General features: G+C 72.9%; 18 protein-coding genes. 9 read left to right on the top strand and 9 right to left on the bottom strand.

Going from position 1 to position 22,600, the window contains the following annotated elements; all coding sequences use genetic code 11:
- Window positions 1–9: 9 nt before the first annotated feature.
- Window positions 10–393, bottom strand: coding sequence for a hypothetical protein (locus tag ACIQFU_RS01380; RefSeq protein WP_402548114.1), 384 nt, complete (start codon window positions 391–393; stop codon window positions 10–12).
- A 276-nt stretch (window positions 394–669) separates the two neighbouring features.
- Here ACIQFU_RS01380 and ACIQFU_RS01385 point away from each other — a divergent pair, with 276 nt between their 5' ends.
- The 5 genes from ACIQFU_RS01385 to rbsD are packed head-to-tail and all read left to right on the top strand — an operon-like array spanning window position 670 to window position 6,546.
- Window positions 670–1,710, top strand: coding sequence for a LacI family DNA-binding transcriptional regulator (locus tag ACIQFU_RS01385; RefSeq protein WP_402548115.1), 1,041 nt, complete (start codon window positions 670–672; stop codon window positions 1,708–1,710).
- Complete coding sequence (locus ACIQFU_RS01390; RefSeq protein ID WP_402548117.1) at window positions 1,707–3,242, top strand: sugar ABC transporter ATP-binding protein; 1,536 nt, start codon at window positions 1,707–1,709, stop codon at window positions 3,240–3,242. Before ACIQFU_RS01385 ends, ACIQFU_RS01390 begins: the two co-directional genes overlap by 4 nt.
- The gene (locus ACIQFU_RS01395; RefSeq protein WP_402548118.1) at window positions 3,232–5,190 is read left to right on the top strand and encodes a substrate-binding domain-containing protein; all 1,959 of its coding nucleotides are present in this window, start codon (window positions 3,232–3,234) and stop codon (window positions 5,188–5,190) included. Before ACIQFU_RS01390 ends, ACIQFU_RS01395 begins: the two co-directional genes overlap by 11 nt.
- Before the next feature lie 49 nt (window positions 5,191–5,239).
- Window positions 5,240–6,160 (top strand): ribokinase, encoded by a 921-nt coding sequence (locus ACIQFU_RS01400; protein ID WP_402548119.1) that lies wholly within the window; start codon window positions 5,240–5,242, stop codon window positions 6,158–6,160.
- A complete protein-coding gene (gene rbsD / locus ACIQFU_RS01405) occupies window positions 6,157–6,546 on the top strand; it encodes a D-ribose pyranase (protein ID WP_402548121.1) in 390 nt (129 codons plus the stop codon). The genes ACIQFU_RS01400 and rbsD overlap by 4 nt, the downstream gene beginning before the upstream one ends.
- A gap of 173 nt (window positions 6,547–6,719) precedes the next feature.
- On the opposite strand, the gene ACIQFU_RS01410 is transcribed toward rbsD, so the two are convergent.
- Genes ACIQFU_RS01410 through ACIQFU_RS01420 form a run of 3 tightly spaced genes read right to left on the bottom strand, consistent with a single transcriptional unit; the run spans window position 6,720 to window position 9,897 of the window.
- Complete coding sequence (locus ACIQFU_RS01410; RefSeq protein WP_402548473.1) at window positions 6,720–7,535, bottom strand: sugar phosphate isomerase/epimerase family protein; 816 nt, start codon at window positions 7,533–7,535, stop codon at window positions 6,720–6,722.
- Between the two features lie 35 nt (window positions 7,536–7,570).
- The gene (locus tag ACIQFU_RS01415) at window positions 7,571–8,749 is read right to left on the bottom strand and encodes a dihydrodipicolinate synthase family protein (protein ID WP_402548123.1); all 1,179 of its coding nucleotides are present in this window, start codon (window positions 8,747–8,749) and stop codon (window positions 7,571–7,573) included.
- Window positions 8,746–9,897: a Gfo/Idh/MocA family protein gene (locus ACIQFU_RS01420; RefSeq protein WP_402548124.1), complete on the bottom strand. Its 1,152-nt coding sequence runs from the start codon at window positions 9,895–9,897 to the stop codon at window positions 8,746–8,748. The genes ACIQFU_RS01415 and ACIQFU_RS01420 overlap by 4 nt, the downstream gene beginning before the upstream one ends.
- A 217-nt stretch (window positions 9,898–10,114) precedes the next feature.
- Between ACIQFU_RS01420 and ACIQFU_RS01425 the strand changes: the two genes are divergently transcribed.
- Both ACIQFU_RS01425 and ACIQFU_RS01430 read left to right on the top strand, forming a co-directional pair.
- The gene (locus tag ACIQFU_RS01425) at window positions 10,115–11,161 is read left to right on the top strand and encodes a LacI family DNA-binding transcriptional regulator (RefSeq protein ID WP_402548126.1); all 1,047 of its coding nucleotides are present in this window, start codon (window positions 10,115–10,117) and stop codon (window positions 11,159–11,161) included.
- Window positions 11,162–11,370: 209 nt separating this feature from the next.
- On the top strand, window positions 11,371–12,171 hold the full coding sequence (locus ACIQFU_RS01430; RefSeq protein WP_402548127.1) for a sugar phosphate isomerase/epimerase family protein: 801 nt from the start codon (window positions 11,371–11,373) through the stop codon (window positions 12,169–12,171).
- On the opposite strand, the gene ACIQFU_RS01435 is transcribed toward ACIQFU_RS01430, so the two are convergent.
- Both ACIQFU_RS01435 and ACIQFU_RS01440 read right to left on the bottom strand, forming a co-directional pair.
- Window positions 12,155–12,802: a GNAT family N-acetyltransferase gene (locus ACIQFU_RS01435; protein WP_402548129.1), complete on the bottom strand. Its 648-nt coding sequence runs from the start codon at window positions 12,800–12,802 to the stop codon at window positions 12,155–12,157. The genes ACIQFU_RS01430 and ACIQFU_RS01435 overlap by 17 nt on opposite strands.
- Complete coding sequence (locus tag ACIQFU_RS01440) at window positions 12,799–13,737, bottom strand: EamA family transporter (protein ID WP_402548130.1); 939 nt, start codon at window positions 13,735–13,737, stop codon at window positions 12,799–12,801. Before ACIQFU_RS01440 ends, ACIQFU_RS01435 begins: the two co-directional genes overlap by 4 nt.
- Before the next feature lie 121 nt (window positions 13,738–13,858).
- Here ACIQFU_RS01440 and ACIQFU_RS01445 point away from each other — a divergent pair, with 121 nt between their 5' ends.
- Together ACIQFU_RS01445 and ACIQFU_RS01450 are read left to right on the top strand one after the other, a co-directional pair.
- Window positions 13,859–14,845, top strand: coding sequence for a LysR family transcriptional regulator (locus ACIQFU_RS01445; RefSeq protein ID WP_402548132.1), 987 nt, complete (start codon window positions 13,859–13,861; stop codon window positions 14,843–14,845).
- 71 nt (window positions 14,846–14,916) lie between these two features.
- Window positions 14,917–16,764, top strand: coding sequence for a glycoside hydrolase family 3 protein (locus tag ACIQFU_RS01450; protein ID WP_402548133.1), 1,848 nt, complete (start codon window positions 14,917–14,919; stop codon window positions 16,762–16,764).
- 91 nt (window positions 16,765–16,855) lie between these two features.
- Here the strand turns inward: ACIQFU_RS01450 and ACIQFU_RS01455 are convergent, their stop codons facing one another.
- The 3 genes from ACIQFU_RS01455 to ACIQFU_RS01465 form a co-directional block, all read right to left on the bottom strand.
- Window positions 16,856–18,280 carry a S28 family serine protease gene (locus ACIQFU_RS01455; protein WP_402548134.1) on the bottom strand — a complete coding sequence of 475 codons (1,425 nt, stop codon included), beginning with the start codon at window positions 18,278–18,280 and terminating at the stop codon, window positions 16,856–16,858.
- 63 nt (window positions 18,281–18,343) lie between these two features.
- The gene (locus tag ACIQFU_RS01460) at window positions 18,344–18,736 is read right to left on the bottom strand and encodes a hypothetical protein (protein ID WP_402548135.1); all 393 of its coding nucleotides are present in this window, start codon (window positions 18,734–18,736) and stop codon (window positions 18,344–18,346) included.
- A gap of 86 nt (window positions 18,737–18,822) precedes the next feature.
- Entirely contained in the window at window positions 18,823–22,572 is a 3,750-nt protein-coding gene (locus tag ACIQFU_RS01465) for an ABC transporter ATP-binding protein (protein ID WP_402548137.1), read from the bottom strand.
- Window positions 22,573–22,600: the final 28 nt, after the last annotated feature.

Here is a 22,600-nt window from a genome sequence, read left to right on the forward strand (position 1 = left end):
CGCCACGGCTCAGGGCCGCGCGAGGGCGCCGACGACGAGTTCGACGTCGGCGCCCTCGCGCACGTCCAGGTCCCGGATCCGCCACGTGCGGGCGTCGATCCGGGTCCCGGCGGCCGTGGTGTGGGCGGGGACGGCCAGCACCGCCACCGCGGAGTGGCCCTCCCCCGGTTCCGCGAGCGGGGAGCCCTCCCCCGGCTCCGTGAGCAGCCGGGCCGCCACCATCACTCCGTCGGAGAACCGCAGGTCCAGGTCGAGCGGCCGGGGTCCGGCCACGAACGCGTCCGGGTCCGGGAGACCCTGGACGCGGCAGCGCGCCCCCGGGAAGAGGTGCGTGTGGGCGCACAGCGCGGGAAAGGTGTCCGGTCCGGCGGGGCCGCCGGAGGAGTGGGTCATGCGCGTGCTCCCGGGTTCGCCGATGCGCGGGACCGTCGCCCCGCCCCGGGGACCGGTCACCGCCGTCCTCCCGTTCCTACCGCGCGACCGGCCGGGACGGTACTCGGCCGGGCCGTTCGTGACGGCCGGGGACGGTACCCGCCGCCCCCGCCACCGGGCCGCCGCGGAGGAAAGGGGTCACGATTGGGTCTCGGCCCGCCCCCACCCCTTGATTCCGGGCCGTGTAATCGTTTCCAATCCTCCATGTAATCGATTCCACGAGGAGGTGGAACGACGATGGCGAGCATCAAGGACGTCGCCGCCGAGGCGGGTGTGTCCGTCGCGACGGTCTCGCGGGCGCTCAACGGCCACCCTTCGGTCAGCCCAGCCGCCCGCGCGCGCGTGCTGGCCGCCGTCGAGACGCTGGGCTACCGCCCGAACGCCGTCGCCCGGTCGCTGCGCACCGACCAGACCCGCACCCTCGGCCTGGTCATCAGCGACGTCATGAACCCGTACTTCACCGAGCTGGCCCGTTCCGTCGAGGAGGAGGCCCGCGCGCTCGGCTACAGCGTCATCATCGGCAACGCCGACGAGCGGCCCGAGCTCCAGGACCACCACGTCACCACGCTTCTCGACCGGCGGATCGACGGGCTGCTCGTCTCCCCCACCGACGGGGGCTCCCCGCGCATGCTGGACGCAGCGCGGGCCGGGACCCCGATGGTCTTCGTCGACCGGTGGATCCCCGGCGTGGACGTGCCCGTCGTCAGGTCGGACGGGCGGGCGGCCGTACGGGACCTCGTGGCGCATCTGCACGGGCTCGGGCACCGGCGGCTCGCGATCATCGCCGGGCCCGCCGCCACGACCACCGGACGCGAGCGCGTCGACGCCTTCCGCGAAGCTCTCGCCGCGTACGGGCTCCCCCTCCCGGACGCCTACATCGGCCAGGGCGACTTCCAGGCCGGCAGCGGACGCCGGGTCACCGAGGGCTTCCTCGACCTGCCCGAGCCGCCCGGAGTCGTCTTCGCCGCCGACAACCTGATGGCGCTGGGCGCGCTGGACGCCGTACGCGCGCGCGGGCTGCGGGTCCCCGAGGACATCGGGCTCGCCGCGTTCGACGACATCCCCTGGTTCGTGCACACCGATCCGCCGGTCACCGCGATCGCCCAGCCCACCCGTGAGCTCGGGCGGGCCGCCGTACGCGCGCTCGTCGAGCGGATCGCGGGGCGGGCCGGCGAGTCCGTCACCCTTCCGGCGCGGCTCGTCGCGCGCCGCTCGTGCGGCGAGCACAGCACCGCCGTGCACCAGATCCCGACCCCCGTACAAAGGAGTACGCCGTGAGCAGCCGCAGTCCGGACGAGTTGCTGCGCATCGAGGGCATCCGCAAGACCTTCCCCGGCGTGGTCGCGCTCGACAGCGTCGACTTCGACCTGCGCCGGGGCGAGGTGCACGTGCTGCTCGGTGAGAACGGCGCGGGCAAGAGCACGCTGATCAAGATGCTCTCCGGCGCCTACACGCCCGATGCCGGGCGGATCCTGGCCGGTGGCGAGGAGGTGCGCATCCACGGTGCGCAGGACTCCGAGCGCCTCGGGATCGCCACCATCTACCAGGAGTTCAACCTCGTCCCCGATCTGACGGTCGCCGAGAACATCTTCCTGGGGCGCCAGCCGCGCCGGTTCGGCATGATCGACCGGAAGCGGATGGACGCCGACGCCGAGGTGCTGCTGGAGCGGGTGGGGGTCAACGTCTCTCCCCGGGCGCGGGTGCGTGAACTCGGCATCGCCCGGCTCCAGATGATCGAGATCGCCAAGGCGCTCAGCCTGGACGCGCGCGTGCTCATCATGGACGAGCCGACCGCCGTGCTGACCTCCGAGGAGGTCGAGAAGCTGTTCGCGATCGTGCGGCGGCTGCGCGAGGACGGCGTCGGGATCGTCTTCATCACCCACCATCTGGAGGAGATCGCCGCGCTCGGCGACCGGGTCACCGTGATCCGGGACGGCCGCAGCGTCGGGCAGGTGCCCGCCTCCACGCCCGAGGACGAGCTGGTACGGCTCATGGTCGGGCGGTCCATCGAGCAGCAGTACCCGCGCGAGCGCACCGACGCCGGTGAGGCGCTGCTCAAGGTGGAGGGGCTCACCCGGGACGGCGTCTTCCACGACGTCGGCTTCGAGGTGCGGGCCGGTGAGGTCGTCGGCATCGCGGGGCTGGTCGGGGCCGGGCGGACGGAGGTGGTGCGGGCGGTGTTCGGCGCCGACCCGTACGACGCCGGGAGCGTGCACGTCGCGGGCGCGCCGCTGCGGCGGCACGACGTGAACGCCGCCATGGCCGCCGGGATCGGGCTCGTGCCCGAGGACCGCAAGGGGCAGGGGCTCGTGCTGGACGCGTCCGTCGAGGAGAACCTCGGGCTCGTCACGCTCCGGTCCTCCGCCCGCGCGGGCCTCGTCGACCTCAAGGGGCAGCACGCGGCGGCCGAGCGGATCGCCGGGCAGCTCGGCGTGCGGATGGCCGGGCTCGGGCAGCACGTGCGCACGCTCTCCGGCGGCAACCAGCAGAAGGTCGTCATCGGCAAGTGGCTGCTGGCGAACACCAAGGTGCTGATCCTCGACGAGCCGACGCGCGGCATCGACGTCGGCGCCAAGGTCGAGATCTACCAGCTCGTCAACGAACTGACGGCCGCGGGCGCCGCCGTGCTCATGATCTCCAGCGATCTGCCGGAGGTCCTCGGCATGAGCGATCGCGTGATCGTCATGGCACAGGGGCGCGTCGCGGGCGAACTCCCCGCCGAACAGGCCACCCAGGACGCCGTGATGGCACTCGCCGTCAGCACGCACACCAACGGAACGGACGGAACGGAGGCCTCCCGTGGCCACTGACACGCTCAAGAGCAAGCCGGGCGCGCAGGGCGGCGCCACGGGCGGCCTGCGCCGCCTGCTGCTCGACAACGGCGCGCTGACCGCCCTGATCGTCCTCGTCATCGCCATGTCGGCGCTGTCCGGGGACTTCCTGACCGCCGACAACCTCCTGAACGTCGGCGTCCAGGCCGCCGTCACCGCGATCCTCGCGTTCGGCGTCACCTTCGTCATCGTCTCGGCGGGCATCGACCTGTCGGTCGGTTCGGTCGCCGCGCTGTCGGCCACCGTGCTGGCCTGGAGCGCCACCGAGGCCGGGATACCGGTCGCGCTCGCCGTGCTGCTGTCCGTCGCGACGGGCATCGCCTGCGGCCTGGTCAACGGCTTCCTGATCTCGTACGGGAAGCTGCCGCCGTTCATCGCGACGCTCGCCATGCTGTCGGTGGGGCGCGGTCTGTCGCTGGTCATCTCGCAGGGTTCGCCGATCGCCTTCCCGGACTCGGTCTCCCACCTGGGTGACACGCTCGGCGGGTGGCTGCCGGTGCCGGTGCTCGTGATGATCGTGATGGGGCTGATCACGGCGTTCGTCCTCGGGCGGACGTACATCGGCCGGTCCATGTACGCGATCGGCGGCAACGAGGAGGCCGCGCGGCTGTCCGGGCTGCGGGTGAAGCGGCAGAAGCTCGCCATCTACGCCTTCTCCGGGCTGTTCGCCGCCGCCGCGGGCATCGTCCTCGCCTCCCGGCTCTCCTCCGCGCAGCCGCAGGCCGCGCAGGGCTACGAGCTGGACGCCATCGCCGCCGTCGTCATCGGCGGTGCCTCGCTGGCGGGCGGCACCGGCAAGGCGTCGGGGACGCTGATCGGCGCGCTGATCCTCGCGGTGCTGCGCAACGGCCTCAACCTGCTGTCGGTCTCCGCGTTCTGGCAGCAGGTCGTCATCGGTGTCGTCATCGCGCTGGCGGTGCTCTTCGACACGCTGCGGCGCAAGGCGGGCGCGGTCACTCCGGCGGCCGGGGCCTCCGGGGGCGGCAACCGGGGCAAGCAGGCACTGACGTACGTGGTCGCCGCGGTCGTCGCGGTGGCCGTCGTCGGTGCGACCTCGCTGCTGCACAACGGCTCCTCGGACGGCAGGGGCCAGAAGATCGGGCTGTCGCTGTCGACGCTGAACAACCCGTTCTTCGTGCAGATCAGGGACGGGGCCCAGGAGGAGGCGAAGAAGCTCGGTGTGGACCTGACGGTCACGGACGCCCAGAACGACGCCTCCCAGCAGGCCAACCAGCTGCAGAACTTCGTCAGCGGCGGCCTGTCCGCGGTCGTCGTCAACCCCGTGGACTCCGACGCCGCGGGCCCCTCGGTGCGCTCCGCGAACAAGGACGACATCCCCGTGATCGCCGTGGACCGCGGCGTCAACAAGGCGGACACGTCCGCGCTGGTCGCCTCCGACAACGTCGAGGGCGGCGAGCTGGGCGCCAAGGCGCTCGCCGAGAAGCTCGGCGGCAAGGGCACCATCGTGATCCTCCAGGGCCAGGCCGGCACCTCCGCCAGCCGGGAGCGCGGGGCGGGCTTCGCGGCCGGGCTCAAGGAGTACCCGGGCATCAAGGTCGTCGCCAAGCAGCCCGCGGACTTCGACCGCACCAAGGGCCTGGACGTGATGACGAACCTGCTCCAGGCGCACCCGGACGTCGACGGCGTCTTCGCGGAGAACGACGAGATGGCGCTGGGCGCGATCAAGGCGCTGGGTTCCAAGGCCGGAAAGTCGGTCCAGGTCGTCGGCTTCGACGGCACCCCGGACGGGCTGAAGGCGGTCCAGGAGGGCACGTTGTTCGCGTCCGTCGCGCAGCAGCCGAAGGAACTGGGCAGGATCGCCGTACAGAACGCGCTGCGGGCGGCCGAGGACAAGAAGGTGGAGCAGACGGTGAAGGTGCCCGTGAAGGTCGTCACCAAGGAGAACGTGGCCGGCTTCGAAGGCTGAGACCGGCCCGCGGGAACCAGCGGGAATCACTCGAATCGGAGAACGATTGATGTACGACTACGACCTGCTGGTCGTCGGGTCGGCCAACGCCGACCTGGTGATCGGTGTCGAGCGGCGGCCGGGGGCCGGGGAGACGGTGCTCGGCTCCGACCTGGCCGTCCACCCGGGCGGCAAGGGCGGCAACCAGGCCGTCGCCGCCGCCCGGCTCGGTGCCCGTACGGCCCTGCTGGCCCGGGTCGGCGACGACGACTACGGCCGGCTGCTGCTGGACTCGCAGCGGGCGGCCGGCGTCGACACGGTCGGTGTCCTGGTGGGCGGCGCCCCGACCGGCGTCGCGCTGATCACCGTGGACCCGTCCGGGGACAACAGCATCGTGGTCTCGCCGGGCGCCAACGGCCGCCTCGCACCGGGCGACGTCCGGGCCGCGGCCAGCCTCTTCCACGCCTCCCGGGTGGTCTCCACGCAGCTGGAGATCCCGCTGGAGACGGTCGTGGAGGTGGTGCGCTCTCTCGCGCCGGACAGCCGGTTCGTGCTGAACCCGTCGCCGCCCCAGCCGCTTCCGCAGGAGGTGCTGGCCGCCTGCGACCCGCTCATCGTCAACGAGCACGAGGCGAAGGTGATCCTCGGCGACGCCCTGGTCGGCGAGCGTCCCGAGGACTGGGCCCGCATCCTGCTGGCCAAGGGGCCCCGCTCGGTGGTCGTGACGCTGGGCGCCGAGGGCGCGCTGGTCGCGTCGGCGGCCGGGGGTGTGGTCCGGGTGCCGTCGGTGAAGGTGGACGCCGTGGACACGACGGGCGCCGGTGACGCGTTCACCGCGGCGCTGGCCTGGCGGCTCGGCACGGGCGAGTCGCTCGCCGAGGCGGCGGCGTACGCGGCCCGGGTGGGCGCGGCGGCGGTCACGAAGGCGGGCGCGCAGGAGTCGTACCCGACGGCTGCGGAAGCCGAGGCGCTGGGGGCCGGGGCGCGGTGAAGAAGGCAGGAATACTCAACCGCCATCTTGCGGGCGCCCTCGCCGAACTCGGCCACGGGGACGGTGTCCTGGTGTGCGACGCGGGCATGCCCGTTCCGGACGGGCCGCGCGTGGTCGACCTGGCGTTCCGGGCCGGGGTGCCGTCCTTCGCCGAGGTGCTGGACGGCCTGCTCGCCGAGCTGGTCGTCGAGGGCGCCACGGCGGCGACGGAGGTCCGGGAGGCGAACACCGGGTGCGCCGCGCTGCTCGACGGGCTCTTTCCCGTGCTCGAACTCGTCCCGCACGAGCGGCTCAAGGAGCTGTCGGCGGGCGCGCGGCTGATCGTGCGCACCGGGGAGGCCCGGCCGTACGCGAACGTGCTGCTGCGGTGCGGGGTCTTCTTCTGAGGAGTGCCCGCGCGTGCGGGGAGAAGTTTGAGGGGGCCCGGTCGACGACCGGGCCCCCTCGGGTTCCCCACCCCTTCGGAACCCCGCGGATTTTCCCCCCCGGGTACCCCCACGGGAGTTCCGATGCCAAGTACGACCCGCGGGGCCGCGGAAGGGTTGCACGGTCGCCGGGATTATTTTTCGGGCGCCCCGTCCCCGGCGTGTTCGGCGAACCGTGCCGCCGTCTCGGCCAGCACCTCCCGCCCGTCGCGCGCCCACAGCCCCTCGTTGAACAGTTCGACCTCGATCGGGCCGGTGTACCCGGCCGCCTCGACGTATCCCTTCCACTCCCGCATGTCGATCGCGCCGTCGCCGATCTGGCCGCGGCCGTTGAGGACGCCCTCGGGCAGCGGGGTCGTCCAGTCGGCGAGCTGGAAGGTGTGGATGCGGCCCTGCGCGCCGGCCCGGGCGATCTGCTCGGGCGCCCGGTCGTCCCACCAGATGTGGTACGTGTCGACGGTCACGCCGACCTGGTGGGCCGGGAAGCGCTCGGCGAGGTCCAGTGCCTGGGCGAGGGTGGAGACCACGCAGCGGTCGGAGGCGTACATGGGGTGGAGCGGCTCGATGGCGAGGCGTACGCCGTGCCGTTCGGCGTACGGGCCGAGCTCCGCCAGCGCGTCGGCGATGCGTTCGCGGGCGGCGCGCAGGTCCTTGTCGCCGGACGGGAGGCCGCCCGAGACCAGGACCAGGGTGTCGGTGCCGAGGACGGCGGCCTCGTCGACGGCACGGCGGTTGTCGGCGAGGGCGCGGGCGCGCTCGTCCGGGTCGGTCGCCGTGAGGAAGCCGCCCCGGCACAGGGTGGTGACGTGCAGGCCCGCGTCGCGGACCAGCTTGGCCGCCGCCTCGACGCCGTACGCCTGGACCGGTTCGCGCCACAGGCCGACGTTGCCGACGCCCAGTTCGCGGCAGGCGGTGGTGAGTTCGGGCAGCGAGAGCTGCTTGACCGTCATCTGGTTGATGCTGAAGCGGGTCGGGCCGGGATCGCTCACTGGTTCACTCCGTACAGGCTCAGCAGGTTGCGCATGCGTTCCTCCGCCAGCTTCGGGTCGGGGAACAGGCCCAGGTCGTCGGCGAGTTCGTAGGCGCGGGCGAGGTGCGGCAGGGAGCGGGCCGACTGGAGGCCGCCGACCATCGTGAAGTGGCTCTGGTGCCCGGCCAGCCAGGCCAGGAGGACCACGCCCGTCTTGTAGTAGCGGGTGGGGGTCTGGAAGAGGTGGCGGGAGAGTTCGACGGTGGGGTCGAGGAGGGCGCGGAAGCCCTCCGTGTCCCCGGTGTCCAGGACGCGGACGGCCTGCGCCGCCAGCGGGCCCAGGGGGTCGAAGATGCCGAGCAGGGCGTGGCTGAAGCCCTGGTCGTCGCCCGCGATCAGCTCGGGGTAGTTGAAGTCGTCGCCGGTGTAGCAGCGCACACCCTGCGGGAGGCGGCGGCGCAGGTCGATCTCGCGCTGGGCGTCCAGGAGGGAGACCTTGATGCCGTCGACCTTGTCGGGGTGGGCGGCGATGACCTCCAGGAAGGTGTCCGTCGCCGTGTCGAGGTCGGACGAGCCCCAGTAGCCGTCCAGGGCCGGGTCGAACATCGGGCCCAGCCAGTGCAGGATCACCGGTTCGGCGGCCTGGCGCAGCAGGTGGCCGTAGACCTCCAGGTAGTCGTCCGGGCCCTTGGCCGTCGCGGCGAGGGCGCGGGAGGCCATCAGGATGGCCTGGGCGCCCGACTCCTCGGCGACGGCGAGCTGTTCCTCGTAGGCCGTCCGGACCTCCGCGAGGGAGGTGGTAGCGGTCGCGGTCAGCTGGTCCGTGCCCACGCCGCAGGCGATGCGGCCGCCGGTCGCCTTCGCCTCGGCGGCGGAGCGGCGGATCAGCTCGGCCGCCCCGGCCCAGTCCAGGCCCATGCCGCGCTGGGCGGTGTCCATCGCCTCGGCGACGCCGAGTCCGTGGGACCACAGGTGGCGGCGGAAGGCGAGGGTGGCGTCCCAGTCGACGGCGGCGGGCGAGTCGGGCGTGGTGTCCGCGAACGGGTCTGCGACGACGTGCGCGGCCGAGAAGACCGTCCGGGAGGTGAAAGCGCTTCCCCCGCTTCCCCCGCCCGCCGCCGGGACTGCCGGGGGCGCGGTGCGGGGTTCGTGGGCGCGCAGGGTGCCGTCGGCGTTCGGCAGATGGAGGGTCACAGCGCGATCTCCGGTACGTCGAGGCGGCGGCCCTCCGCCGAGGACCTGAGGCCCAGTTCGGCGAGCTGGACGCCGCGGGCACCGGCCAGCAGGTCCCAGTGGTAGGGGGCGCCGGCGTAGACGTGCTTGAGGAACAGCTCCCACTGGGCCTTGAAGCCGTTGTCGAACGTGCCGTTGTCGGGGACCTCCTGCCACTGGTCGCGGAAGGCCTCGGTGGCGGGGACGTCCGGGTTCCAGACCGGCTTGGGGGTGGCCGAGCGGTGCTGGACACGGCAGCCCCGCAGTCCCGCTACGGCGGAGCCCTCCGTGCCGTCGACCTGGAACTCGACCAGCTCGTCGCGGTTGACGCGGACCGCCCAGGAGGAGTTGATCTGTGCGATCGCGCCGCCGTCGAGTTCGAAGACGCCGTACGCGGCGTCGTCGGCGGTGGCGTCGTAGGGCTTGCCCTTCTCGTCCCGGCGCTCGGGGATGTGGGTGGCGGTGAGGGCCTGGACGGTCCTCACCCGGCCGAACAGCTCGTGCAGCACGTACTCCCAGTGCGGGAACATGTCGACGACGATGCCGCCGCCGTCCTCCGTGCGGTAGTTCCAGGACGGGCGCTGGGCCTCCTGCCAGTCGCCCTCGAAGACCCAGTAGCCGAACTCGCCGCGCACGGACAGGATCCGGCCGAAGAAGCCGCCGTCGATGAGGCGCTTGAGCTTGAGCAGGCCGGGGAGGAAGAGCTTGTCCTGGACGACGCCGTGCTTGACGCCCCGGGCCTCGGCGAGGCGGGCCAGTTCCAGTGCGCCGTCGAGACCGGTGGCGGTGGGCTTCTCCGTGTAGATGTGCTTGCCCGCGGCGATCGCCTTCCTGATCGCCTCCTCGCGGGCCGAGGTCACCTGGGCGTCGAAGTAGACGTCGATGCCGTCGTCGGCGAGGACCGCGTCCAGGTCGGTGGAGATCTCGTCGAGTCCGTGCCGTTCGGCCATCGCCCGCAGCGCGTGCTCGCGGCGGCCGACCAGGACCGGCTCCGGCCACAGCACGGTGCCGTCGCCGAGGTCCAGGCCGCCCTGTTCGCGCAGCGCCAGGATGGAGCGGACCAGGTGCTGGCGGTAGCCCATGCGCCCGGTCACGCCGTTCATGGCGATACGCACCGTCTTGCGTGTCACGTCATTCCCTTCGTACGAGCCATGCCGCAAGCCGCGGATCGACCCCGAACCGAACAGCAAGCGCTTTCTATGTAGGACGAAGCTAGCCTGTGAACGGTGGTCTGGACAAGACCGCGGTTCGGGTGAGTTGTTCGAGGGGGCGAACGACGGCGGGCGGTGGCCGTAAGGTCACCCGGTACGGCGTTCGGCTCACACGTGCGATGCGGAGGACGAGGACATGACGGTGACACTGGCGGACGTGGCGGCCCGCGCCCAGGTCTCCCCCGCGACGGTGTCGCGCGTACTGAACGGCAACTACCCCGTGGCCGCCTCCACCCGGGAGCGGGTGCTCAAGGCCGTCGACGAGCTGGACTACGTGCTCAACGGCCCCGCGAGCGCGCTGGCGGCGGCCACCTCCGACCTGGTGGGCATCCTCGTCAACGACATCGCCGACCCCTTCTTCGGCATCATGGCCGGCGCCGTCCAATCCGAGATCGGCGGGCCGGGCGGCAGAGCGGGCGGCGAGAGACTCGCCGTGGTCTGCAACACCGGCGGCACCCCGGAGCGCGAGCTGACCTACCTCACGCTGCTCCAGCGGCAGCGTGCGGCGGCGGTCGTGCTGACCGGCGGCGCGATGGAGGACGGGGCCCACCAGTCGGCCGTGGCGGCGAAGCTGCGCAGGCTCACGGAGGCCGGGACGCGGGTGGTGCTGTGCGGGCGCCCGCCGGCCCCGGACACCGGGGCGATCGCGCTGACCTTCGACAACCGCGGGGGCGGGCGGATGCTGACCGAGCACCTGATCGGGCTCGGGCACCGGCGGCTCGGCTACATCGCGGGCCCGGAGGAACGGACCACGACCCGGCACCGGCTGGAGGGCCACCGCACGGCGCTCGCCGCGCAGGGCATCGAGGAGGACCCCCGCTGGACGGTCCACGGGCGCTACGACCGGCAGGCCGGGTACGAGGCCACGCTGGAGCTGCTGCGCAGGGACCCGACGCTGACCGCGGTCGTCGCCGCGAACGACACCGTCGCGCTGGGCGCGTGCGCGGCGCTGCGCGACTCGGGGCTGCGGATCCCGGACGACGTGTCCGTGGCCGGCTTCGACGACCTGCCGTTCAGCATCGACGCGGTGCCCGCGCTGACGACGGTCCGGCTGCCGCTGGCGGAGGCGGGAGCGCGGGCGGGGCGGGTCGCGATGGGGCGGGAGGAGGCGCCGGTCGGCGGGATCGCGGCGGTGCGGGGGGAGTTGATGGTACGGGGGTCCTCCGGACGGCCGCGAGTTTGAAGCGGACCGTTGGTAACGCGGTGGGCCCGCGTTGGTGTGGGCCCTGCTGGGGGCTGCCGCCCCCAGGCCCCCGCTTCGGCCCTGAACGGGCCTCGTCCTCAAACGCCGGACGGGCTGGGAATGCCGGCCGGCGTCCATACGTGACCGGACTGGATTTGCCGGCCCGCGTCGACAGGTAAACCGAATGATCGCGGGTACGCTCCGTGGGCATGAAGCTGGCGTTCTCCACTCTCGGTGTTCCCGGCCTGCCCCTGAGCGACGTACTGGGGCTGGCGACAGCGCACGGTTACCACGGTGTCGAGTTGCGCGCCCATCCTGAGGAACCGGTCAACCCCGGCCTCGGTCCGGACGAACGGGCCGCGGTGGCAGCGCAGTTCAGGGCGGCGGGTGTCGAACCGCTCGCCGTGGCGGGGTACGCGCGGGTCGCCGCGCCCGGTGACGACGACGCCGTGATCGCCGAGATCCGCGGCCTGCTCGACCTCGCCCGTGACCTGGGCGCCCCGTACATCCGGGTCTTCCCCGGCGGCGGCACCGAGCAGAGCGCCGAGGAGGCGGACGCGGTGGCCGCGCGGCGGCTGGGCACGGCCGCCGAGTACGCCGCAGAGCTGGGCGTACGCATCCTGCTGGAGACCCACGACTCGCACCGTACGGGCGCCGACGCGATGCGGGTCCTGGGGCTGGTCGGGCACCGCCGGGCGGGCGCCCTGTGGGACGTGATGCACACCTGGCTGGGCGGGGAGCAGCCCTCCGAGTCGTACGCGGCGCTCTCCCCGCACCTGGGCTACGTCCAGGTCAAGGACATCGCCTCCGCCGAGGACACCACGCCGCTGGCGCTGGGAGCGGGCGTGCTGCCGCTCACCGAGGTGGTGGACGTGCTGTCGCGGCACGGCTGGGACGGCTGGCTGTGCTGGGAGTACGAGAAGCGGTGGTACGAGTCGGCCGCCCCCTTGCCCGAGCTGCTGGGGCGTGGCCGGGAGCACCTCGCCCGGCTGCTCACGGACGCGGCGTGAGCGCGGTCGGCGCCGCCGCCGACCGCACGCTCTCCGCCAGCCGCTCCCGGCAGTGCGGCCACTCCGCCGCCGTGATCGAGTAGATCGCGGAGTCGCGCAGCCGGCCCTCTTCGCCCGGCACGAAGGAGCGGGACCAGTTGCGCAGGACGCCCTCGAAGCGGGCGCCGGTCCTCTCGATCGCGGCGCGGGAGCGCCGGTTGCGGGCGTCGGTCTTGAGGTCGACGCGCAAGACGCCCCAGACCTCGAAGGCGTGGCGGAACAGGAGCAGCTTGGCCTCGGCGTTGACGCCCGTGCCCTGGGTGGCACGGGCCAGCCAGGTGAAGCCGACCTCGACGGCGTCGAGCGCGTCGTCGGTGAGCCAGGAGCGGGGTTCCCAGTAGGCGGTGGCGCCGACGGCGCGGCCGGTGGCGAGGGACACCTGCGCGTAGGGCGCCAGCCGTCCGGTGGCCGCGGTGGCCAGGTGGGCGTCGATGTAGGCGCCGACCTCGCCGGCCGACGGCACCGACGTGAAGTCGTAGGTGCCGCGGTCCTCCTCCGCCGCCACCGCCAGGTCGGCCGCGTGCCGGTGGTCCAGCGGCTCCAGCCGTACCAGCGTGCCTTCGAGGACCGGGCCCTTCAGTGTGAACGTCACCCGACGGATTCTTCAGCCGGAGCGGGGGGCCGTCCAGCGAATTCCGGCGCGGTGCGGACGGTCGCCTCCGGCAGGTGCTTGCGGGCGGAGGTGAGCGTCGTCAGCGCCACCCCGCCCACCAGCAGGGCCGCCGCGCACCAGCGCAGGGGGGTCACCGACTCGCCGAGGAAGAGGGCCGCCGACGACATGCCGAAGACCGGGACCAGGAGCGAGAACGGCGCGACCGTCGAGGCGGGGTGACGGCGCAGCAGCCGGCCCCAGGCGCCGAAGCCGAAGACGGTCGAGACCCAGGCGACGAAGAGGATCGTGCCCGCGCCCTGCCAGTCCAGGGCGCGCAGCGCCGCGAGGTCCTCGGCGGGGCCCTCGGTGAGCAGGGAGAGGGCCAGCAGGGGCAGCACCGGGACGGTGGAGACCCAGACCATGAAGTTCAGCGCGTCGGGCGGGGACGCCTTGCGGGTCAGGACGTTGGACACGCCCCACGCCGCCGCGGCGCCGACCACCATCAGGAACGCGCCCAGCGGTCCCGAGGTGCCCTCGTCGATCGCCGCCACGCCGATGCCGGCCAGTGCGACCAGCATGCCCAGGGCCTGGACGCGGGAGGGGCGTTCACGCAGGACCGCGGCGGCGATCACCGCGGTGAACACCGCCTGGATCTGCAGGACGAGGGAGGACAGGCCGGCCGGCATGCCCGCGTCCATGCCCACGAAGACCAGGCCGAACTTGGCCACGCCGAGGACCAGTCCCACCGCCGTGATCCACTTCCAGGCCACCTTCGGGCGGCCCACCAGGAAGACGGCGGGGAGCGCGGCGGCCAGGAAGCGCAGGGCGGAGAAGAGGAGCGGCGGGAAGTGGTCGAGGCCGATCTCGACGACCGTGAAGTTCACGCCCCAGACGGCGGCGACGAGCACGGCGAGGAGGAGGTGGGAAGGTCGCATGCGTCGAGGATCCGCCGGAACGACCATGTAGCACCAGCGATGATTGCTGCATGGTTGGATGAAGCCCTGCTAATGCTTTTCGTTACGCCGCCCCTCGTCCGTCTCACCCCCGGGAGCCGCCGTGCTCGACCTCCAGCGTCTGCGCGCCCTGCACGCCGTGTCCGTGCACGGGACGGTCGGTGCGGCCGCCGCCGCGCTCGGTTTCACGCCGTCCGCCGTCTCGCAGCAGATCGCCAAGCTGGAGCGGGAGACCAGGACGGTGCTCCTGGAGCGGGAGGGGCGCGGGGTGCGGCTCACCGACGAGGCCTGGCAACTGGTCGCCACCGCCGGTGAGTTGCTGGCCATCGTGGAGCGGGCCGAGACCCGCCTCGAGGAGCGGCGCGGGGTGCCGTCGGGGCGGCTGGCCATCGCCGCGTTCGCGTCGGCGGCGCGCGGTCTGCTGCCCTCCGTGCTGGCCGACCTGGCGGCACGCCACCCGGGCCTCGACGCGCGGCTCACCGAGGTCGACCCGCACCTGTCCGTGGACCTGGTGGCCAAGGGGGCGGTCGACCTGGTGGTGGCGCACGACTGGGACATCGCCCCGCTGCCCGCCCCGGCCGGGGTGGAGCAGGCGCCGATCGGGGAGGACCTGTGCGACCTGCTGGTGCCCGAGGGCCACCGCCTCGCGGGGCGGAGCGCCGTACGGCGGGCGGAGCTGGGCGGGGAGCGGTGGATCTGCCAGCCGCCCGGGCGGGTGTGCCACGACTGGCTGCTGCGGACGCTGCGCGGCGCCGGGCACGAGCCGGACATCGTCCACCAGGCGGACGAGAACCCGACCCTGGTCGCCCTGGTCGCCGCCGGTCTCGGCGTCGCCCTCATCCCCCGGCTGGGACGCGGCCCGCTGCCCGCGGGAGTGGTGGAGGTGCCGCTCGACCCGATGCCGGTACGACGCCTGTACGCACTGTGGCGCACGGGCGCGGCACGCCGCCCGGCCATCGCGGAAACGGTCCGCACGCTGCGGGCCCACTGGCCGGCCGTCTCGGCCCACGACAGCTCCACGGGCCGCTCGGTCGCCGCCGGCCGACCCGCCTCCACCGTCCGCCCGGGCGACTCGTGTGCGGTCCCTTGACTGGCAGAAACTTCCCGGATATTGGTGACTCCTTGGCAGTTTCCTTCAGCAGCCCTCCGGAAGGAGCGCACGTGCACCACAGCAGCACGGCCGGCACGGGAAGCACCGCTCAGCCCTCCAGACGCACCGTCCTCACCGCCACCGCGGTCGTCACCGCGGCCCTCGCGGCCGGGGGCGGGACGGCCCACGCCGACGCCCGCAGGCCCGACGACGACAAGCTCCGCGGCCTCATCTCCCGTATGACGCTGGAGGAGAAGGTCGGGCAGCTCTTCGTGATGCGGGTCTACGGCCACTCCGCCACGGACCCCGACCAGGCGGACGTCGACGCCAACCTGGCGGAGATCGGCGTCCGCACCGCGGCCGAGCTGGTCGCCCGGTACCGGGTCGGCGGCATCATCTACTTCGCCTGGGCGCACAACACCCGCGACCCGCACCAGATCGCCGACCTGTCCAACGGCATCCAGAAGGCCTCCCTGGAGCAGCCCCGCGGTCTGCCCGTGCTGATCTCCACCGACCAGGAGCACGGCATAGTGGCCCGCGTGGGCGAGCCCGCCACCCTCTTCCCGGGCGCGATGGCCGTCGGGGCGGGCGGGTCGCGGTCCGACGCCCGTACCCTCGGCAGGATCGCGGGCGCCGAGCTGAACGCCCTGGGCATCCGCCAGGACTACTCCCCCGTGGCCGACGTCAACGTCAACCCGGCCAACCCCGTGATCGGCGTGCGGTCCTTCGGCGCCGACCCGGGCGCGGTGGCGGAGCTGGTGGCCGCGGAGGTGACGGGCTATCAGCGCTCGGGTGTCGCCGCCTGCGCCAAGCACTTCCCCGGGCACGGCGACACCGCCACCGACAGCCACACCGGCTTCCCCGTCATCACGCACAGCCGTGAGCAGTGGGAGGAGCTGGACGCGCCGCCCTTCCGCGCGGCGATCGAGGCCGGCATCGACGCGATCATGACCGCCCACCTGATGGTCCCCGCGCTCGACGACTCCGGCGACCCGGCCACCCTCTCCCGCCCCATCCTCACCGGCATCCTGCGCGAGGAGCTGGGCTACGACGGCGTCGTGGTCACCGACTCCCTCGGCATGGAGGGCGTACGGACGAAGTACGGCGACGAGCGGGTGCCGGTGCTGGCCCTGAAGGCCGGTGTCGACCAGCTGCTGAACCCGCCGGACCTGCCGCTCGCCTGGAACGCCGTCCTGACGGCCGTCCGGGAGGGCGAACTGACCGAGGCGCGGCTCGACGAATCGATCCTGCGCGTGCTGCGGCTGAAGGCGAAGCTCGGGCTGTTCCGGGACGCGTACACCACCCGCCGGGACGTCGACCGGACCGTCGGCACCCGGGCGCACCTGGCCGCGGCCGACCGGATCGCCGAGCGGACCACCACGCTGCTGGTCAACGAGGGCCGGCTGCTGCCGCTTTCGCACCGGAAGCACCGCAGGCTGCTGGTCGTGGGCGCCGATCCGGCCTCGCCCTCGGGCACGACCGGCCCGCCCACCGGTGTGCTCGCGGGCGCGCTGACGGAGCTGGGCTTCACGGCCACCGCCCTGTCCACCGGCACCGCGCCCTCCGCCGCCGCCGTCGACGCCGCCGTCACGGCGGCCGGGGACGCCGACGCGGTGGTCGTCGCCACGTACAACGTGACCGCGGGCAACAGCCAGCGCACCCTGGTCACGCGGCTGCTGGAGACGGGGAAGCCGGTCGTCGCGGTCGCCGTCCGCAACCCGTACGACGTCGCCCAGCTGCCCGGCGTCCCCGCCTTCCTCGCCGCCTACTCCTGGACGGACGTGGAGGTACGGGCGGCGGCCCGGGTGATCGCCGGGCGGGTGCGGCCGCGCGGGAAGCTGCCGGTGCCGGTGATGCGCGCGGACGACCCGGACACGGTGCTCCTCCCGCTCGGGCACGGGCTGAGCTACCGGTCCTGACCCGCTCCCCGGGCTGTGGAACGGGCTGTGCCCGGCCGCTGTGAGCGGCCGGGCACAGTCACCGTGCCGGACGGGCAAGTCGCGGACGGTCCTACGGCCGCAGCGCCGGCTCGCGCTCGACGTCCCGCTTGTCCAGCCCGGCGTCGAACGTCGCCAGCGGCTCGGCCGCCGACGGGTTCTCCTGGACCTTGGCGGAGGCCACGCCCGCCCAGTCCAGGATGCGGGCGGTGGCGAAGGCCTTCTGGTCGGCGACCAGACCGGCCACGTTCGCACCGTGGTTCATGCCGGGCGCGGTCATGACGTAGGAGTCGCGCGCGCCGTGGCCGAGACGGAAGCGCTCGGCGCCCCACGGGTCGTTCTCGCCGTACACGAACAGCATGTGGCTGGCGTTGTGCCGCACCCAGGTGTCGACGTCCCGCATCGCCCACGGCTCGAACTTCATCGGGATCGAGCGGGGCACGAAGTTGCGCGGCGGCTGGTAGCCGTAGCGGACGTACTTCTTCTCGATGTGCGGGAAGTGGATCGTCGGCGCGCCGAGCTGCGTGCCCGCCTGGTAGTAGTACGGCGTGTACGTCTCCAGGCCCTGGTCCGTGTAGGCGGAGAAGCCGGAGATCGTGTCGACGGAGTCCCAGATCGCCTCGTCGGTGGCGTTCTTGGCGTCGGCCGGGATGTCGGCGCAGTCGGCGAGGGTGCTGTACTGCCAGAAGCCCCAGACGTAGTCGAGGACGACGGCCTCGTAGGCGCGGTCGAGGCTGCCGATGGTGTCGAAGCTGTAGCCGTTCCCGGCCGCGTACGCCGCGTACTTCTTCTCCAGCGGCGCCCGGCGCACCAGCGCCTCGCGCTGCACGCCGTTCAGCTTGTCGCGGCACTCCTCGGTGCCGACGCGCGCGAAGAAGCGGTCGTAGGCCGAGTCCTCCTTGTTCACCACGTCGTTGGGGGCGACGTAGGCGACGACGCCGTCCATGTCACGCGGGTAGAAGCGCTCGTAGTAGGTGGCGGTCATGCCGCCCTTGGAGCCTCCGGTGGAGATCCAGTTCTGCGAGTAGACGCGCTTCAGGGCCTTGAAGATGCGGTGCTGGTCGCTGGCGGCCTGCCAGATGTCCAGCTTGGACCAGTCGGCCGGGGCGGGCCGGGACGGCGTGAAGTAGCGGTACTCCATGGAGACCTGGTTGCCGTCCACGATCTGGGTCGGCTCACGCCGGCTGGGCGTCGTGGAGACGTTGTAGCCACCGGTGTAGAAGACCGTCGGGCGGTTCACGTCCTTGTGCAGCACGGTGATCCGCTGCTGGAAGGTGCCCTTGGACGGGTGCCGGTGGTCCACCGGCTGGGTGTAGTTGAGGACGAAGAAGCGGTAGCCGGTGTACGGCTTCTCCTCGATCAGGCTCATGCCCGGTATGGACAGCAGCCGGTCCTTGATGTCGACGGCCTTCGGCTCGGCGGCGGTGGCCGCGCCCGCCGTGCTGACGGTGCCTATGAGCACCACGAGCGCCAGCAGCCATCTGAGCGCCTTGCGCATGCACCCTCCCTGTGAAACGGATGTCCGCCGGAAGCTATCGGAGCAACTCCCGCGACACCAGGGTCAGCAGAGGATCCAGCCGGAGCCGACGGAGCTCTTGGCCACCTTGCCGGTCACCCGCACGCAGCGCTTTCCGGCGTGCACGGTCACCGGTCCGGCCCGGTGGGCGAACCGGCCCGAGTCCACGACCGGCCGGCCGCCCCGTGCCTGCACGCTCACGGACATCTGCCGTTTCGTGCCCGGCTTCTTGGGGACCGTGACGGCACAGACGTGGCCGCCGCGTCGGTACACGAGGACGGACCCGGTGGAGAGGGGCAGGGTGCGCACCTTGCGGCCGGGGCATCCCGTGGCGGCCTGTGCGTCCTGCGGCGTCGCGACGGCGAGCAGCGCGGCGGCGCTCAGCACGGCCGTGCCGAGCGCCAGCCGACGACGGGTTGCGGCACCGGTCCGGCCCACTGCGGTCCCCCTCCGTGGGGCGATGACTGACGACGTACGGGTGTACGGACGCACGCAGGGTGTCGAATGGTTGCCCGAACGGCGGGTCAGCGGGCCGCGCCGACCGGCTCCTCCGGTTCGGCCGCGCCGACGAAGGTCCGCCACAGCCGTGCGTACCGCCCGTCGAGGGCCAGCAGTTCGTCGTGCGTGCCGTCCTCGGCGACCCGCCCGCCGTCCATGACGACGACGCGGTCCGCGCGGGCGGCGGTGGTCAGCCGGTGGGCGACGACGAGCGTGGTGCGGCGGCCGGCGATGCGGTCGGTGGCCTGGTTGACCTGCGCCTCGGTGGCCAGGTCCAGGGCCGCCGTCGCCTCGTCGAGGAGCAGCACGTCCGGGTCGACCAGCTCGGCGCGGGCCAGCGCGATCAGCTGGCGCTGTCCGGCGGACAGATTGCGGCCCCGCTCGGCGACCTCGTGGAGGTAGCCGCCGGTGAGCGTGGCGATCATCTCGTGCGCCCCGACCGCCCGTGCCGCCGCCTCCACCTGGGCGTCGGTGGCGTCCGGGCGGCCGTAGGCGATGGCGTCGCGGACGGTGCCGGGGAAGAGGTACGCCTCCTGCGGGACGACGCCGAGGCGGTGCCGGTAGGAGGTGAGGTCCAGGGCGCGCAGGTCCCGCCCGTCGACGGTGACCCGGCCCTCGGTCGGGTCGTAGAACCGGGCCACCAGCTTCACCAGCGTCGACTTGCCCGCGCCGGTCTCGCCGACGAAGGCGACGGTCTGCCCGGCGGGGATGCGCAGGTCGATGCCGGTGAGCGCGGCCTCCGCGGCGTCGTCACCGCCGTAGGTGAAGCGCACGTCCTCGAAGGCGATCTCGCCGCGCAGCGAGGCGACCTCGGAGGGCTGCTCGGCGGCCCGGGTGGAGGTCGGCTCCCGCAGCAGTTCCTGGATGCGGCCCAGCGAGACGGAGGCCTGCTGGTAGCCGTCGAAAACCTGGGAGAGCTGCTGGACCGGTGCGAAGAACAGGTCGATGTAGAGCAGGTAGGCCACCAGCGCGCCGGTCGTCAGGGTCGCGTCGTCGATCCGCCCGCCGCCCACGACCAGTACGGACACGGCGGCGGCCGAGGACAGCAGCTGCACGAACGGGAAGTAGATCGAGATCAGCCACTGTCCGCGGATGCGGGCCTGCCGGTAGCTGTCGCTGCGCTCGGCGAAACGCCGCCCGCCGTCCCCCTCGCGCCGGAAGGCCTGCACGATCCTGAGGCCCGCCACCGACTCCTGGAGGTCGGCGTTGACCGTGGACACCCGCTCGCGGGCCAGTTCGTACGCCTTCACGCTGGCCCGGCGGAAGTAGTACGTGGCGATGATCAGCGGCGGCAGCGTCGCGAAGACGATCAGGGCGAGCTGCACGTCGATCACCAGCAGGGCGACCATGATGCCGAAGAAGGTGACGACCGAGACGAAGGCGGTGACGAGTCCGGTCTGCAGGAACGTCGACAGCGCGTCCACGTCCGTCGTCATCCGGGTCATGATCCGGCCGGTCAGCTCGCGCTCGTAGTAGTCGAGGCCGAGCCGCTGGAGCTGGGCGAAGATCTTCAGGCGGAGCGAGTACAGGATCCGCTCGCCGGTCCGGCCCGTCATGCGGATCTCGCCGGTCTGCGCGGCCCACTGGGCGAGTACGGCGAGCAGGCCGAGCAGCGAGGACGCCCACACCGCGCCGAGGGCGACCTGGGTGACGCCGTCGTCGATGCCGTTGCGGATCAGCAGCGGCAGCAGCAGGCCCATGCCCGCGTCCACGGCCACGAGGGCGAGGCTGATCAGCAGCGGCGCCCGGAAGCCGCTCAGCAGACGCCGCAGGCCGTAGGACGACTCGGGCCGCACCGCCCGCGCCTCGTCGATGTCCGGGGTGCCGTCCGCCGGGGGCAGCGCGTCGACCTGGGCGAGCAGCTCCGGGGTGGCCGGGGTGTCGGCGAGCGCGGTGTCCTTGGGCGCGCGGTCGCCGGTCCACAGCCGTGGTGTGACGCCGCGCTCCGCGTCGAACTCGGCGTCCAGCTCGTCGCGCACGGAGGTGTCGGAGGTGTCCTCCGTCTTCCCGGCGGGGCGGGTGTGGCCGGGCGAGACACCGCCCAGCTCGTCGGGGTCGGTGAGCAGGCGCCGGTAGAGGGCGGACCGCTCCTGGAGCTCCTCGTGGGTGCCGAGGTCGGCGAGACGGCCGCGGTCGAGGACGGCGATGCGGTCGGCGAGGCCGAGGGTGGAGCGGCGGTGGGCGATGAGGAGCGTGGTGCGGCCCCGCATGACCTGCTTCAGCGCCTCGTGGATCTCGTGCTCCACCTTGGCGTCCACGGCGGACGTGGCGTCGTCGAGGACCAGCAGCCGGGGGTCGGTGAGGATCGCCCGGGCGAGCGCCACGCGCTGGCGCTGGCCGCCGGAGAGGGTCAGCCCGTGCTCGCCGACGGTCGTGCCGTAGCCCTCGGGCAGCTCCGTGATGAAGCCGTGGGCCTGCGCGGCCCGTGCGGCGGCCTCGATCTCCTCGTCGGTGGCGTCCGGGCGGCCGTAGGCGATGTTGGCGCGGACGGTGTCGGAGAAGAGGAAGGAGTCCTCGGGCACGAGTCCGACGGCCGCCCGCAGCGAGTCGAGGGTCAGTTCGCGCACGTCGTGGCCGCCGACCAGGACGGCTCCGCGCGACACGTCGTAGAAGCGCGGCAGGAGCAGCGAGACGGTGGACTTGCCGGAACCGGAGGAGCCGACGACGGCGAGGGTCTCACCCGCGCGGATCTCGAAGGAGAGTCCGTCCAGGACGGGTCGCGGCTCCCCGTCGCCCGTGTCGTAGCCGAAGGCGACGTCGTCGAACTCGACGGTGGCGGGCGCGTCGGCCGGCAGCGTCTTCGTGCCGTCCTCGATGGCCGGCTCGGTGTCGATCAGCTCCAGGACGCGCTCGGTGCCGGCGCGGGCCTGCTGGGCGACGGTGAGCACCATGGCGAGCATGCGGACCGGGCCGACCAGCTGGGCGAGGTAGGTGGAGAAGGCGACGAAGGTGCCGAGGGTGATGTGCCCCCGTACGGCCAGCCAGCCGCCGAGGGCGAGCATGGCGACCTGGCCGAGCGCGGGGACGGCCTGGAGGGCCGGGGTGTAGGTGGCGTTCAGCCTGATCGTGCGCAGCCGCCCGGCGAAGAGCCTGCGTCCGACCTCGCGGAGCTTCCCGGTCTCCTGCTCCTCCTGCCCGAAGCCCTTCACCACGCGTACGCCGCTCACCGAGCCGTCGACCACCCCGGCGACGGCGGCGGCCTGCGCCTGCGCGTACCAGGTGGCGGGGTGCAGCCGGCTGCGGCTGCGGCGGGCGATGAACCACAGGGCGGGCGCGACGGCCAGCGCGACCAGGGTGAGCGGCAGGGACAGCCACGCCATGATCACCAGGGAGATCAGGAAGAGCAGGACGTTCCCGATGGTCATCGGGAGCATGAAGAGCAGGCCCTGGATCAGCTGGAGGTCGCTGGTCGCCCGGCCGACCACCTGCCCGGTGGACAGCTCGTCCTGCCGCCGCCCGTCCAGCCGGGTGATCGTCCCGTACATGTCGGTGCGCAGGTCGTGCTGGACGTCGAGGGCGAGCCGGCCGCCGTAGTAGCGGCGGATGTAGGTCAGGGCGTAGACGACGACCGCGGCGCCGATCAGGAGACCGGCCCAGACGGCCATGTCCCTGGTCTTGTCGCCGATCACGTCGTCGATGATCACCTTGGTGATCAGCGGTACGAACGCCATGACGGCCATGCCGCCCAGCGAGGCCCCGAGCGCGAGGACGACGTCCTTGGGATACCGCCAGGCGTACCCCGTCAGTCGTCGCACCCAGCCCCGTTGCGCGTCCACGCCGTGCCCTCCGGTCGGTCGTCCTGCT

Origin of the sequence: Streptomyces sp. NPDC093065 (assembly GCF_044754585.1) — a bacterium.
In the GTDB taxonomy this organism is placed as follows: Bacteria; Actinomycetota; Actinomycetes; order Streptomycetales; family Streptomycetaceae; genus Streptomyces.

Excerpts from the sequence above, each read along its gene's own strand:
- ACIQFU_RS01380 (WP_402548114.1), bottom strand. The coding sequence starts at position 393 with ATGACCCACTCCTCCGGCGGCCCCGCCGGACCGGACACCTTTCCCGCG.
- ACIQFU_RS01385 (WP_402548115.1), top strand. The coding sequence starts at position 670 with ATGGCGAGCATCAAGGACGTCGCCGCCGAGGCGGGTGTGTCCGTCGCG.
- ACIQFU_RS01400 (WP_402548119.1), top strand. The coding sequence starts at position 5,240 with ATGTACGACTACGACCTGCTGGTCGTCGGGTCGGCCAACGCCGACCTG.
- ACIQFU_RS01410 (WP_402548473.1), bottom strand. The coding sequence starts at position 7,535 with ATGACGGTCAAGCAGCTCTCGCTGCCCGAACTCACCACCGCCTGCCGC.
- ACIQFU_RS01425 (WP_402548126.1), top strand. The coding sequence starts at position 10,115 with ATGACGGTGACACTGGCGGACGTGGCGGCCCGCGCCCAGGTCTCCCCC.
- ACIQFU_RS01430 (WP_402548127.1), top strand. The coding sequence starts at position 11,371 with ATGAAGCTGGCGTTCTCCACTCTCGGTGTTCCCGGCCTGCCCCTGAGC.
- ACIQFU_RS01440 (WP_402548130.1), bottom strand. The coding sequence starts at position 13,737 with ATGCGACCTTCCCACCTCCTCCTCGCCGTGCTCGTCGCCGCCGTCTGG.
- ACIQFU_RS01455 (WP_402548134.1), bottom strand. The coding sequence starts at position 18,280 with ATGCGCAAGGCGCTCAGATGGCTGCTGGCGCTCGTGGTGCTCATAGGC.